Source organism: Paraprevotella xylaniphila YIT 11841 (genome assembly GCF_000205165.1).
GTDB lineage: Bacteria > Bacteroidota > Bacteroidia > Bacteroidales > Bacteroidaceae > Paraprevotella > Paraprevotella xylaniphila.
Map to the genome: position 1 here is coordinate 44,010 of NZ_GL883885.1, position 13,440 is coordinate 57,449.

The following is a 13,440-nucleotide window of genomic DNA, read 5'->3' on the forward strand; positions in this document are numbered from 1 at the left end:
AAGGGATATTTTATGGAAATGCACATAGGAGACCGTGTCGCGGACGTGACATTGGTAAACAAAGAGGGAAACCGCGTGGAACTCACCATCGACGGCAAACCGTGCGTAGTGGACATCGTCATGGCCGAGAACGGCAGTTGCTCCATCCTGCACGACGGCAATTCCTACAATGCGGAACTTATTCGCGGAGAAGGCGGAAAGAGCTACGACGTGAACATGTTCTACCGCTCCTACCACGTGGACGTGGTGGACACGCAGGCCAAGTATCTCCGCATGAAAAAGCATGCGGACGAACGCCAACCGGATAAAATCGTGGCACCCATGCCGGGCAAGGTGGTCAGCATCCCCGTACAGCCGGGAGACGAGTTGAAGGCAGGTGACATCGCCATCGTACTCGAAGCCATGAAGATGCAAAGCAATTATAAGGTCAGTTCGGACTGCAGGGTGAAAAACATTCTCGTGACAGAGGGAGAGGCCGTACAAGACAATCAAACGTTGATAGAATTAGAACTCATACAAGAAGCATGAAAAGAGAAGAACTATATGCCCGGTTTGAGGAATTGGACAAACGGGCTTCGCAGGGTGGCGGACCGGACAAGATAGAAAAGCAACACGCCTCGGGCCGCATGACGGCACGCGAACGCATCGACATGTTGCTCGACAAGGATACGTTCTGCGAAATAGACAAATTCGTGAACCACCGTTGCACCCGCTTCGGAATGGAGAAGAAACAGATTCCGGGAGACGGCGTGGTGTGCGGTCACGGCAAGATAGACGGACGGCAAGTGTTCGTCTATGCTTACGACTTCACCGTACACGGCGGTTCGTTGAGCGAGACCAACGCGGCCAAAATCGTAAAAGTACAGACTTTGGCCTTGAAGAGCGGCGCACCCATCATCGGGCTGAACGATTCGGGAGGCGCCCGCATACAGGAAGGCATCACCAGCCTGGCGGGATACGCTTCCATATTCTACCAGAATACAATGGCCTCCGGCGTGATTCCCCAACTCACGGCCATCCTCGGCCCGTGTGCCGGAGGTGCCTGCTACTCTCCCGCCCTCACCGACTTTATTTTCATGGTCAACGAAAACAGCCACATGTTCATCACCGGACCGGATGTGGTGAAGGCCGTGACCAATGAAGTGGTGGACAAGGAAGAGTTGGGAGGAGCTTACACGCACAGCAGCAAGAGCGGTGTGGCCCATTTTGTCTACCCGACGGAAGAAGAAACACTGATGCAACTCCGCGAACTGCTCAGCTTCCTGCCGTCCAACAACATGGAGGACGCGCCGATCGTGCCTTGCAGCGACGACGCGAACCGCCGTGTGGAAAGTTTGCAGACGGTGATTCCGGAAGATCCTAACCAACCATACGACATCAAAGACGTTATCGAACCCGTCGTGGACAACCAATATTTCTTTGAAGTGATGCCGCATTTTGCCAAGAACATCGTCATCGGTTTCGCCCGCCTCGGAGGACAAACCGTCGGCATCATCGCCAACCAACCGGCATTCCTGGCCGGCGTGCTCGACATCGACGCTTCGGACAAAGCCGCCCGCTTCATCCGTTTCTGCGACTGTTTCAACATCCCTTTGGTGACGTTCGAAGACGTACCGGGCTTCTTGCCGGGTACGGCACAAGAACATGACGGTATCATCCGTCACGGTGCCAAAATCGTGTATGCCTACGCCGAGGCCACCGTTCCCAAAATCACGCTGATTACGCGTAAAGCCTATGGCGGAGCCTATATCGTCATGGCCAGCAAGATGATCGGTGCTGACGTGAACTTTGCCTGGCCGCAAGCCGAAATTGCAGTCATGGGGGCATCCGGTGCCATCAACATCCTCTACCGTAAAGCATCGGAGGAGGAGAAAAAGACGGCTGTGGAAGCATACGAAGAAGAGTTCTCCAATCCTTACCGCGCAGCCGAGCGCGGACTGGTGGACGAAATCATCATGCCGCGCGACACGCGCCGGAAACTCATCCGCGCCTTGGAGATGGCCCGGAACAAGAACCAAAGCAATCCGCCCAAGAAGCACGGCAACATGCCGTTATAACCTCAAGACCTCTGCATCCACTCCACGGGTGCAGAGGGTTTTAATTCCGTGAATAACGGAACTCACCCGGCGGCACCCCTACCACCTTTTTAAATATCAGGCTGAAGCATTGCACGTTCGGATACCCCAACAAACGAGCCACTTCGGCCGGTGTATGCATGCCTTCCGACAACAAACGCCGGGCCGTATCCAGTCTCCTGAACTCAAAATATTCCTCCAAACCCTTACCGGTCTCGAACTTCAACAAGTCGGAAAAATAAGCCGCAGACAGATTCAGCACAGCGGCACACTGCGCCAAGACGGGCAAACCTCCTGCCGACAACCGTCCGGAATCAAGATATTCATCGAACATGCGGTCCAGACGGGCTAGCAATAGCTTGTTTTTATTTTCACGGGTAATGAATTGACGTTCGTAGAACCGCGTACAATAATCCAACAAAAGTTCGATGTGGCGCGAAAGGATGGTACCGGTATGCACATCTATCGGATGGTGCAGTTCTTCTTCTATGTGCTCCAACAGGCAAACCACCGTGGAAGTCTCCCGCCGGGAGAGGTGTAACGCCTCTTCCTTGCGATAAGAAAAGAAAGTATAATTCTTGATGTGGCTCTTGAGCGAAGTGCGGAACAGCAAGTCGGGATGGAATGCCAAAAGCCAACCCTTGGGAGGCAACGTGTCCTCCTTGCCCATACGGAAGATTTCGCCCGGCGTAAGGAATACCATCGTGGCCACGGAATAATCATAATACTTCCGGCCGCAACAGCAACAACCGTCCGGACAATCCTCTATCAACAAGATGGCATAGAATTCAAACTTCACGGCATCCTCTTCCAATTCCGGCTTTTCCAGATTGATAAGGCTCACCTGCGGATGTAACGTCTTACTGCCCAAACAATGACAACATTCGCACACGGTCTTTATGTTCAATGTCTTATTATCCCTCTTCACTCCTGTCTTTGCCATTACCCGATACATACGAAATCTTCGGCCTCGCCCGACTTGCCAGTCCCCCTACTCTTATAAAACCGGCAAATCCCTGTATCCGGTCGGCGTACATCCGACACTCTTCTTGAAAATCCGGGTGAAATGCTGCGGATATTGGAAGCCGAGACGGTAAGCAATCTCGCTCACGCTGCGGTCTGAACCGAGAATCTCCTGTTTGGCCACCTCGATGAGCTTGCCTTGGATATACTCCTGCGCCGTACGCCCTGTCTCCTTTTTGACCAAATCGCCAAAGTAATTGGGCGACAAGTTTACACGGTCGGCAAAATACTTCACCGTGGGCAGTCCCTTTGTCTGTGGTAGGTTGCTTTGGAAATAATCATCCAACAAATCCTCGAACCTGGACAGAATCCCCTTGTTCACCTTGCTCCGCGTGATAAACTGCCGTTCATAAAAACGCAGGCAATAATCCAAAAGCAACTCTATGTTACGGACTATCAGCCGACGGCTGTGCTTGTCCACCGGACGCGAAATCTCCCTCTTGATTTTCGACAGGCAATCCCGGTAAATGCCTTTTTCGTCCTCGGAAAGATGGAGGGCTTCATTCGAAGCATACGAAAAGAAGGAATACTGTTTGATGTCCTGTCCCAACGAAGTGCCACGTATCAAATCTGGATGGAACACCAAGCCCTGCCATTGAGGGCGGATACTCGTATCCCTCCGGACTTCCACCACCTGCCCCGGAGCAAAACTCGTCACCGTCCCTTCTTGGTAATCATACGTCTGCTTGCCGTAACGCAGGTCGCCACACTTTGTCTGTTTCAAAAAAAGCGCATAAAGCCCATAGTTGAACGTGACATTGTCCGGAAGGTCACGTTGGACTTCTGAAGCGTCGACCACCGAAACCAACGGGTGCAGGGTCTCTACCCCATAAAGTTTATTGTAGCAGTCCACGGTGTCAAGTTTGATAAATTCTTCCATATCGGGTTCTGTTGTTTATAAAAAGGTTCAGGCAAATATAGCGATTCCGTACCAATTCCATGCAAAGTGCCGCATTTTTCCAATAAAAATCCGTAATAAGGGGCGTAACAACCGTAATTTGTCTACCTCACAAGCCTGAAATTCTCCCGAACTTTGCCACATCAAAAAAGGAAGTAACAAAACACAACAGCATGACATTGGATGAATTTTTAAAGCATGCGGATGCACGCCTTCCCCTCGACACGCCCGACATCTACCGTTTCATGGACGAGATGAGCGACGAGGCCCGGCACATCACTTGCGAAATCAACAACGCTTACCATAGCCAAGCGGAATTGCGTGAACTGTTTTCGCGCCTGATCGGCCGCCCCGTGGACGAAACATTCAAGGCGTTCCCGCCATTCTATACGGATTTCGGGAAAAACATCACCATTGGCAAACACGTGTTCATCAACGCCTGTTGCCATTTCCAAGACCACGGAGGTGTCACGTTGGGCGACGGTTGCCTGATCGGGCACGACGTGGTGTTTGCCACGCTCAACCATGACTTCAATCCCGGAAACCGCGCTGTCATGCACCCCGCCCCCATCGTGTTGGGACGAAACGTATGGGTAGGTTCCCACTCCACCATCCTTCAAGGCGTGACCGTGGGAGAAGGAGCCATCATTGCTGCCGGTTCGGTCGTGACCAAGGACGTGCCTCACCGGACTATCGTGGGCGGAGTACCGGCAAAGCCCATCCGGAAAATCCAATGACCACACATGGAAAACAAGGCAAAGGATACAGACGGCTTGCTCGCCCTCATCCGCGAAGGCCGCCCCATGACCTTGGGTGAGCAGTTGCGCCTGACAGCAGCCTTGAGCGTGCCTGCCATCGTGACCCAACTCTCGGCCATAATCATGCAATATATTGATGCCGCAATGGTGGGCAGCCTCGGTGCGGACGCATCGGCCTCCATCGGGTTGGTATCCACCACCACGTGGCTTTTCTGGGGATTGTGCGCCTCTGTTTCCACGGGATTTTCCGTGCAAGTGGCCCACCGCATCGGAGCGGGAGACTGGGGAAATGCCCGTTCCGTGCTGCGCCATTCCGTAACGGCGGTACTCACATTCAGTGTGGCATTGGCAGCCATCGGCGTTTCCATCAGCGAAAACTTGCCCCGGTGGTTAGGCGGTGATGCTGCCATCCACGCCGGCTCTTCGCTTTATTTCCTGATATTCTCGCTTTTCCTGCCCGTCCTCCAACTGAATTTTCTGGCCGGGGGCATGCTGCGCTGCAGCGGCAACATGCGCGTCCCCAGCACGGCAGGCGTGCTGATGTGCGCGCTTGATGTGGTATTCAATTTCTTTCTCATCTTTCCGGAACGGGAACTTTCCCTCGGAACACAGTCCCTCCAACTGCCCGGTGCGGGATTGGGCGTGGAAGGTGCCGCCCTGGGTACGGGGTTGGCAGAATGCGTGGCGGCATGCCTCACGTCATGGCACCTCTTCACCCGGTCATCCGGACTGAAAATCCAGGAATGGCACGGGACGCACCATTTTCCCATGCGGACCACACTGAAGAATGCCGTCCGCATCAGCCTGCCGATGGGTTTGGAGCATGCCGTCATCTGCGGGGCGCAAATCATGACCACGGTCATCGTGGCCCCGTTGGGCATCACGGCCATAGCGGCCAATTCTTTCGCCATCACGGCCGAAAGCCTCTGCTACATGCCGGGATACGGGATAGCGGATGCCGCCACCACCTTGGTAGGCCAAAGCCTCGGAGCTGGCAGGCGAAAGCTCACACGCCGTTTTGCCTACATCACCGTCTTCGCGGGCATGGCCATAATGGGACTCATGGGCATCGTGATGTACGCCTTCGCCCCACAAATCATCGGCACCATGACCCCTGTGGACGAAATACGGGAACTGGGCGTGGCGGTACTCCGCATCGAAGCCTTCGCCGAACCCATGTTCGCCGCAGCCATCATAGCCTATGGCGTGTTCGTCGGCGCAGCCAACACCCTCGTCCCCTCGCTGATGAACTTCTTCAGCATCTGGGCCGTACGCATCACACTGGCTGCCGCACTCGCCCCCTCCATGGGACTGAAAGGCGTGTGGATAGCCATGTGCATAGAATTATGCTTCAGAGGCATGATATTCTTAGTCCGGCTGAGAGGAAAACGGTGGATGAAAGTCTGAAAAAAACAAGCTTGTGAAGTGCCGCCATGCGGATTTCCGGAATTCGGGTCATAACATCCGTAATCCGTCTACCCTGAAACTTCAGGCATATCCGTAACTTTGCCTGTACAAGAAAACCGTATGCCGGAAAAATGCTTTTCCGAAAGACAAAAAGACAAACCCTTAAACCCATATTACAATATGCAACTGATAAAAGACATGGAATTTGGAGGCGAACGCCCTTTGTTCGCCTCACACGACCTGCATCTGGACCACGTGGTCGTACGTGCCGGGGAGTCGGCCATCAAGGAATGTAGCAACATCCTCGCCACTAACTGCCGCTTCGAAGGCAACTATCCGTTCTGGCACGTACATGGTTTCGTCATCGACCACTGTTTCTTCGACGTGGGAGGACGCTCCGCCCTGTGGTATTCCGACCATTTGAAGATGACCGACACACGCATCGATGCTCCCAAAATGTTCCGCGAAATGACGGACATAGAAATCGAGAATGTGGAAATCAACGATGCCGACGAAGTTTTCTGGAGATGCAACCGGTTGGACATAAAGAACCTGAAGCTGCACGACGGGCGATACCCGTTCATGTTCAGCCGCAACATCCGCATAGACGGGTTGGAAAGTGATAGCAAATACGTCTTCCAGTACGTGAAAGACGTTGAAATCCACCATGCCAGGATTACCACAAAGGATGCGTTCTGGGAAGTGGAAAACGTCACCGTGTACGACTCTGAACTGAACGGCGAATACTTGGGATGGCACTCGCGCAACCTGCGTCTGGTGAACTGCCACATCACGGGAGAACAACCGCTCTGCTATGCCCGTGATTTGGTACTTGAGAATTGCACTTTCGGCCCGGAATGCGACCGCGCTTTCGAGTACAGCAGCGTACGGGCCACCATCAACGGACCGATAAGCGGCGTGAAAAATCCCTCTTCCGGGTGTATCATCGCCGAAAGCTACGGCGACATCATCCTCGACGAAAACATCAAGGCACCTGCCGACTGTGAACTTAAACTTCGGGACGAACAAACTTGTTTCAGCGACTGCGTATGAAATACGATTTTGACGAGATAATTCCCCGCCGCCATACGAATTCCTACAAATGGGACAGCGCGGCGGACAGCGACGTACTTCCTTTATGGGTGGCGGACATGGACTTCCGCACGGCTCCCGCCATCACGGAAGCCTTGGCCGACCGCGTGGGACACGGCATCTTCGGTTACACGCGGGTACCCGACGAGTATTATGAAGCCGTCTGCGCGTGGTTCAAACGCAGGCACGGATGGGCCATTGAAAAGGAGTGGATGATTTATACCTCCGGCGTAGTGCCTGCCGTGTCCGCCATCATCAAGGCTCTGACCGTGCCGGGCGACAAAGTACTGGTGCAGACGCCCGTCTACAACTGCTTCTTCTCCTCCATCCGCAACAACGGTTGCGAAGTGACAAGCAACCCGCTCGTTTACGAAAACCATACCTACCGCATCGATTTCGAAGACTTGGAACGGAAAGCCTCCGACGAACAAGTAAAAGTGATGCTGCTCTGCAATCCCCATAATCCCGCCGGACGAGTGTGGACAAGGGAGGAACTGATGCAAATCGGCGAAATCTGCCTCCGCCACAACGTGACGGTGGTGTCCGACGAAATACATTGCGAACTGACCTACCCGGAACATGACTACACTCCTTTTGCCTCCTTGCCGGAAACATTCACGGGACATGCCGTCACCTGCATATCCCCCAGCAAAGCATTCAACATCGCAGGACTGCAAATCGCCAACATCGTGGCTCCGGACGAAGAAATACGCCGCCGAATCGACAAAGCCATCAACATCAACGAGGTGTGCGACGTCAATCCTTTCGGAGTAATCGCCACCATAGCCGCATACCGCAAGGGGGAGGACTGGCTAGACCAACTGTTGGCATACCTGCAAGGGAATTACAGGTATATGGAAGAGTTCTGCACGGAACACCTTCCGGACTTTCCGATTTGCAAACTGGAGGGTACTTATTTGGTATGGATGGACTGCCGCACACTGGCCACGCCTTCTGCCGAACTGGAACACCGCCTGACCCGGGAAGCCCGGCTTTGGCTCAATGCCGGAGCCATGTACGGCAAGGAAGGCGAAGGCTTCATGCGTTGGAACATCGCCTGCCCTCGTGCCATACTGGCAGAAGGCTTGGAACGTTTCAAAGATTTTATCGTCCATAAAACATAATAACTTCTAAAAAGCTATAGCCCTTTCGTTTTATTCCCTATCTTTGCTGTACGAAGGCAAGGCTCTGACTTAGGACTGAAAAGCCAAATTAGACAAGGTGTTTAACGAAAAAAGAAAACGGATGAAAAAGTTCTTATTGAGTTGCGCGGTGCTTCTAAGCGCAGTGTCCTTTACCGTTTATGCCGCACAGGAAAACAACAAGGACAAAAAAGACAAAAGGGATAAAATAGAATGCTGTTGCAAAGACTGCACCTGCAAGGATTGTACGTGCAAGACGGATTGTTCGGAATGTGCCGGATGCCGTAAAAACGAAGAATGCAGCGAGTGCAGGGATTGCAGGCACGAAGGACATTGCTGTGACTACGATCACCACCGCAGAGGAGGCTGTTGCGGAGGCGGGTGCTAATCCCCTTCCGGCATGATGGCCCATCGCAGAAACCCCGTTTGCATGTCGAAGATGACAAGACATAAGAACAAAAGAACATATCTTTCTCGTGAAAGTTATCTTGCTTTTTGGTTCGTATGTTCTTCTGCCCTATAGGTTTCAAGATGTTTGAAAGCAGGAAATAGGCTGTTTTCAGGTGTTTCTGCAAGAAAAGCATATACAAAAACGAATCTGCGCCAAACGAAAAATTGTTCTCCTGTGATTGATTTTTCGTTTGGCGCAGATTCGTTTTTCATTCTCCTGTAATCAATTTCAAGAGCTTAACCATCTGAAAACCAAGCTTATGCAGAAGAAAAAGAAATCAACAGCCACGCATCCAAAGGACAGGTCAGTTGCCATCGGGTTTCTGCATCTCCACAAAGGGGCTTTCGTCCCAACGGAACGCATCCGGACTATCCGGCACGGAAGGCCGGAAAGGCTGCACGTCTTCGCGAAGGTGGTCTACAAAAGGCAGACAGGCTTGTTTCATTCCTTCGACAACACACCGCGCTATCTGGTATGCCCCGTAAGGATTGAAATGGGTGTTGTCGGCCAAAGCTTTGGCCTGCCCCGGATAAGTACCGGCCGGATAATGCACGAAAGCCCTTTTGCTTCCTTCCTCGCCCAAAGCCTCAAACAGGACGCGCGTCATTTCCTGCAAATCTATCAAAGGCACCTGCTCCCGTTCGGCCACCCAATGCACGGCATCGGGATAGTCGGCGTGTGTGGACCGTATCTTCCCGTCCTTGAAAGCCCGACGGCAGGTCGGGGTCACCAACACAGGATGTCCGCCACGCTGCCGGACTTCGTCAATGAACGTTTTCAGGCTTGTGGCGAAGGAATAATAAGCTCCCCTTCCCGGCCCATTTTGTTTCTGGTCGTTGTGCCCGAACTCCATGAACATGTAGTCGCCCGGTTTCATTTGCGACAAGGCTTTCTTCAATCGTCCGGCACGGATGAAAGTGTCGGCACATTCGCCGCTCTCCGCATAATTGGCAAAGCATACTTCCGCATCAAAGAAACGGGGAATCATCTGTCCCCAACTGGCCCACGGCTCTTCGTCCTGGTCCACCACGGTAGAGTTTCCAGTCAGGAACAGGGTCGGGACACAGTGGTCCGGTTCAATCCGGATGGCCGCACACTGCGGACGGTCACCGTTGACTTCAATCGTAAGCTTGTCATCCCAGTTCAGCTTGGATCGTTCACGCGGTTTGATACGCACCGCCTCGGTATCGGAGATTTTCGGTGTACGTTTGTTGACTGTGAAAGTAAACGTGCGGAACTCCCCTTTCTTCGTCGGCACGCTTTCCAAAAACAAGCGGCGCGACTCCGCCCGTACCGTGGTAACGCCCGCCTCCTTGCGGTTGCCCAAAAGCACCGTGACGCGATAGTTCCCGTCGGGTACCTGTACGGAGACATAATAAGGCCGGTCTCCGCTTTCGTCCGGCGAGGCGAGCAGGTCATAGCCGTACCCTTTCTCCGGCGTATAACGGTCTTCGGGAGACAGCCGGTGTTCGGTCAACGGTGCGGCAGACGACGTATCGCCCTCCCCCAACAGACGTTGCACCGGTACACGCTTGTCCGAAGTCAGTTGCAACAGGTAACCACCATCGGCAGCATGCAACACGGAAAATCCCGTGCCGCATGCCCATAGGCCTAATATAATAAAGTGATGTCGCATCATTTCTTGGCATTAAGTTTCGGTTTCAACTCATCGGGCGAATCGTTGGTGTACATGTTCACCTTGGGAGCTTCTTTGGTGAAAAGGTCTTTGACGTGCTGCAAATCCACCGTGTATTGCGGGCGGAAATCGTCCGACTGCATGTAAGCGATGACGGCTTTGCGCATCTGGGCGATAACGGGTACCCCGCTGTCCGCATCCAACGGCATGGTAGTCATCATCAGCCGTCCGCCCGCCACGTTGGCTTCAAACAGCATACCGATCTTGCGGCTCAGGAACCACGTGTCGATGCTCTGTACGATCGGTTGGAAATCAGCCGGAAATTCCGTAAACTGCATGACCTGTTTGCGGTTCACCAAGTCCCACCACTGCATGTCGCTGTAGTAATCCGTGGGGAAGTTCCGGAAGAGCGGATGGTTGCTTTCGATGTAAAGCCCGGTGGTGTGGGGCGGACGCATCTTGAACCAACTCGTGTTCCAGAACACGGGCGTGAACTGTTGCACGATGTCCTTTCCATAAGTAATCTTTCCGGCTGCCGCCACCAACACCTTGCCTCCTGCCTTCAACACTTCTTCGGCCTGTTTGTCCAACGTGTCCGTGATGTACACGTCGCCGGTGTCCATGCAGGCCAAATCATCCAACGTCGTCTGAGGATACACCCAAAAGTCCCAATGGTTCCTGCTGCGCACTTCTTCCTTGCGGCCATCGAGGTCATACGTCCCCTTCAGCATCACCTCGAACACCATTTGCCGAGGCACATCTATCTTATCCAAAGAAACCATCACGCTGCCCAAACCGATGTTGTTGCCCAAAGCCACATCACCGTTGTACAAAGTCCCTTCCGTATACGTTTTCCCGTACTTGTCGCAGATGCGGTAAGACACTTCTGCGTCACGAATCGCCGCTTTGCCATAATGGGCCACCTCGACCGCCGCCGTAAAAGCGTCCCGGTTCCAATAGGTGAACTTGGGAATGCGCGCCAACAGCACCGTCGGCGAACAGAATTCACGGAAGTCTTCCGGTGAACAGTATTCCTTTTCGTCAAAAAAGACATCCGTCAATCCCACCAAGGCCGTACCCTGCCCGGAGTAGTCGTTCAGGGCCAACAATTGGAATCCCGCATAATCCGGTGTACGCAAGGTCCGTTCAATCTCATGTTTGTAGCATAGGGTTTGCAGCTTGCCGGAAGCCATCATGAACTTGTGCGCCATTCCGCCCATGTGATTGTCGTTCAGTATGTCGCGGAATATCTCGAAGTTTTTGGCTTTGTTCACCCCCGTGTACTTACTGATTTCATCGAAATTAGGGAATACGCACCATTGCCCGGTCTCGTGGGAGACGAAAGGCACACTCACCGTGTCGATTTTCGCGCGGAAGTCAAACATGCTCTCCGGTGCACGGCGGCGCCATTCGTCCAATCCGCGCACACCGGCTTTCACATGGTACATGCTCTTAGGCTGCCAAGCCCAACCGCCTCCGACCGACGCGCCGGTGTATACATGACGGCTGTCCGTCTTCTTCCAATAGTCCACGAAATCGCTCACCCAAGCCACCCAGTTGCCCGCCGGTTCGTTGCCGCAGGCCATCATGCAAAACGAAGCATAATTGCCATACGCCTTGTTCATGCGCTGTGTTTCTTCCATCAAATAACGGTCGATGTACATTCCGTTCCCCAGCTTCACCCCGTGGTTCGGCCAACTCGGTCCTTCGGGCTGCAAATAGAATCCCACACGGTCGGCCGCCGCAAAGGCGGCTTCGGGCGGACAGAAAGAATGGAAACGCATGTGGTTCAGCCCATAGCTCCGGCAAATGCGGAACACCCGTTCCCACGACTCCTCGTCCATTGGGGCGTATCCTGTCAATGGGAAATCGCAGTTCTCCACCGTGCCGCGCAACTGGATGAGCCGACCGTTCATATAAAACATCTTCCCGTCTATCTTGAACTCACGCATCCCGAAAGTACGGGTCTGTTTGTCCGTCCCGTACTCAGAGGAGACTTCTGCCGTCAATTCATACAATGCCGGATTGAATTCATCCCACAACTGCATTTTCTCGCCCATGTCCAACACGACCTCTACTTCCGCCTGTCCTTTTTTCAGCTTCACCCGGCGGGACACAACCGGTATCTCGTGCACCACATCGGTATTGAAACTCTTGGCCGACAACTTGACCTCGGCATCAGGACGTCCTTTGCCGCGATGTAGCTTCAAACGTATCCGCACGGTGGCCGTACGGTCATGTATGTTCGGATAAACCTGTATGTCTTCGGCATACAGAAGAGGCGTGCTCCGCAATTCCATACGTCCCACCACACCGTTCCAGTTTCCCTGTGTCTGGTCGGTCACGCTATGCGAGTCCGCTCCTACACAAACGCCGTCGATACGGTTGCTGACGCGCAACGCCAAGGCGTTTTCCCCGCTTTTGACAAAATCAGTCACGTCATAACAATGAGGCACGCACAAGCTGTTGTCGCCCCCGACTTTCTTTCCGTTGACCCACAATTCCGTCTCGATATGCGGACGCTCAAGATACAATACGACACGACGGTTCTTCCAATCAGCCGGTACTTCCACCATCCTTCGGTACCAGGCCGTCCCCACATAGTGGCGGTCGGGCGTCAGGAAAAACGGCAACTTGAAGTTCTCTTCCCGACGGTATTTCTCCATGTAAGGGTTATAAAAATAGGAACTGTCGTAGAGCGACCCTGTCCACTGCGTTTCCACCGACGGCCTGTCGCCCTTCAAACGTTGCGGCATACTGCCGGGTAACAAGATACGGTCTTCCAAAGGCCGGTCGTACCACTTATCAGCTGTTCCCTTATCAGCCCTGTCGATTTGAAACTCCCACTGTCCCGCCAAGTCCAAACGACCCTGTGCGGACAGCTTCCCACCGTAAGTCAAAGCGAGCATGGCAAAAGCCGATGCCCAAATGTGATGTTTGTTCATGAAAATTAGGTTA

At 53.4% G+C, this 13,440-nt stretch carries 12 protein-coding genes; 7 read left to right on the plus strand and 5 right to left on the minus strand.

What is annotated here, in order from left to right:
• Window positions 1-12 precede the first annotated feature (12 nt).
• Together HMPREF9442_RS13225 and HMPREF9442_RS13230 are read left to right on the plus strand one after the other, a co-directional pair.
• Window positions 13-528 (plus strand): acyl-CoA carboxylase biotin carboxyl carrier protein subunit, encoded by a 516-nt coding sequence (locus tag HMPREF9442_RS13225; RefSeq protein ID WP_008629529.1) that lies wholly within the window; start codon window positions 13-15, stop codon window positions 526-528.
• Window positions 525-2,057, plus strand: a complete 1,533-nt coding sequence (locus HMPREF9442_RS13230) for an acyl-CoA carboxylase subunit beta (RefSeq protein ID WP_008629531.1) — start codon at window positions 525-527, stop codon at window positions 2,055-2,057. Before HMPREF9442_RS13225 ends, HMPREF9442_RS13230 begins: the two co-directional genes overlap by 4 nt.
• Window positions 2,058-2,097: 40 nt before the next feature.
• Here HMPREF9442_RS13230 and HMPREF9442_RS13235 read toward each other — a convergent pair whose 3' ends face one another.
• Together HMPREF9442_RS13235 and HMPREF9442_RS13240 are read right to left on the minus strand one after the other, a co-directional pair.
• Window positions 2,098-3,018, minus strand: a complete 921-nt coding sequence (locus tag HMPREF9442_RS13235) for a helix-turn-helix domain-containing protein (protein WP_008629535.1) — start codon at window positions 3,016-3,018, stop codon at window positions 2,098-2,100.
• Window positions 3,019-3,072: 54 nt separating this feature from the next.
• Window positions 3,073-3,978: a helix-turn-helix domain-containing protein gene (locus tag HMPREF9442_RS13240; RefSeq protein WP_008629537.1), complete on the minus strand. Its 906-nt coding sequence runs from the start codon at window positions 3,976-3,978 to the stop codon at window positions 3,073-3,075.
• Window positions 3,979-4,169: 191 nt separating this feature from the next.
• Between HMPREF9442_RS13240 and HMPREF9442_RS13245 the strand changes: the two genes are divergently transcribed.
• From HMPREF9442_RS13245 to HMPREF9442_RS13265, 5 genes are all read left to right on the plus strand, one after another.
• Window positions 4,170-4,733 (plus strand): DapH/DapD/GlmU-related protein, encoded by a 564-nt coding sequence (locus HMPREF9442_RS13245; RefSeq protein ID WP_008629539.1) that lies wholly within the window; start codon window positions 4,170-4,172, stop codon window positions 4,731-4,733.
• Between the two features lie 6 nt (window positions 4,734-4,739).
• On the plus strand, window positions 4,740-6,161 hold the full coding sequence (locus HMPREF9442_RS13250) for an MATE family efflux transporter (protein ID WP_008629542.1): 1,422 nt from the start codon (window positions 4,740-4,742) through the stop codon (window positions 6,159-6,161).
• 180 nt (window positions 6,162-6,341) lie between these two features.
• Window positions 6,342-7,214, plus strand: coding sequence for a DUF3737 family protein (locus HMPREF9442_RS13255; RefSeq protein ID WP_040603170.1), 873 nt, complete (start codon window positions 6,342-6,344; stop codon window positions 7,212-7,214).
• The gene (locus HMPREF9442_RS13260; RefSeq protein WP_008629545.1) at window positions 7,211-8,377 is read left to right on the plus strand and encodes a MalY/PatB family protein; all 1,167 of its coding nucleotides are present in this window, start codon (window positions 7,211-7,213) and stop codon (window positions 8,375-8,377) included. Before HMPREF9442_RS13255 ends, HMPREF9442_RS13260 begins: the two co-directional genes overlap by 4 nt.
• Before the next feature lie 121 nt (window positions 8,378-8,498).
• A complete protein-coding gene (locus tag HMPREF9442_RS13265) occupies window positions 8,499-8,783 on the plus strand; it encodes a hypothetical protein (RefSeq protein ID WP_008629546.1) in 285 nt (94 codons plus the stop codon).
• Window positions 8,784-8,878: 95 nt separating this feature from the next.
• Here HMPREF9442_RS13265 and HMPREF9442_RS16035 read toward each other — a convergent pair whose 3' ends face one another.
• From HMPREF9442_RS16035 to HMPREF9442_RS13275, 3 genes are all read right to left on the minus strand, one after another.
• Window positions 8,879-9,058 carry a hypothetical protein gene (locus HMPREF9442_RS16035; protein ID WP_008629547.1) on the minus strand — a complete coding sequence of 60 codons (180 nt, stop codon included), beginning with the start codon at window positions 9,056-9,058 and terminating at the stop codon, window positions 8,879-8,881.
• 92 nt (window positions 9,059-9,150) lie between these two features.
• Window positions 9,151-10,485, minus strand: a complete 1,335-nt coding sequence (locus tag HMPREF9442_RS13270; RefSeq protein ID WP_008629548.1) for a rhamnogalacturonan acetylesterase — start codon at window positions 10,483-10,485, stop codon at window positions 9,151-9,153.
• Window positions 10,482-13,427: an exo-beta-1,4-galactosidase gene (locus HMPREF9442_RS13275; RefSeq protein WP_008629549.1), complete on the minus strand. Its 2,946-nt coding sequence runs from the start codon at window positions 13,425-13,427 to the stop codon at window positions 10,482-10,484. The genes HMPREF9442_RS13270 and HMPREF9442_RS13275 overlap by 4 nt, the downstream gene beginning before the upstream one ends.
• Window positions 13,428-13,440 lie beyond the last annotated feature (13 nt).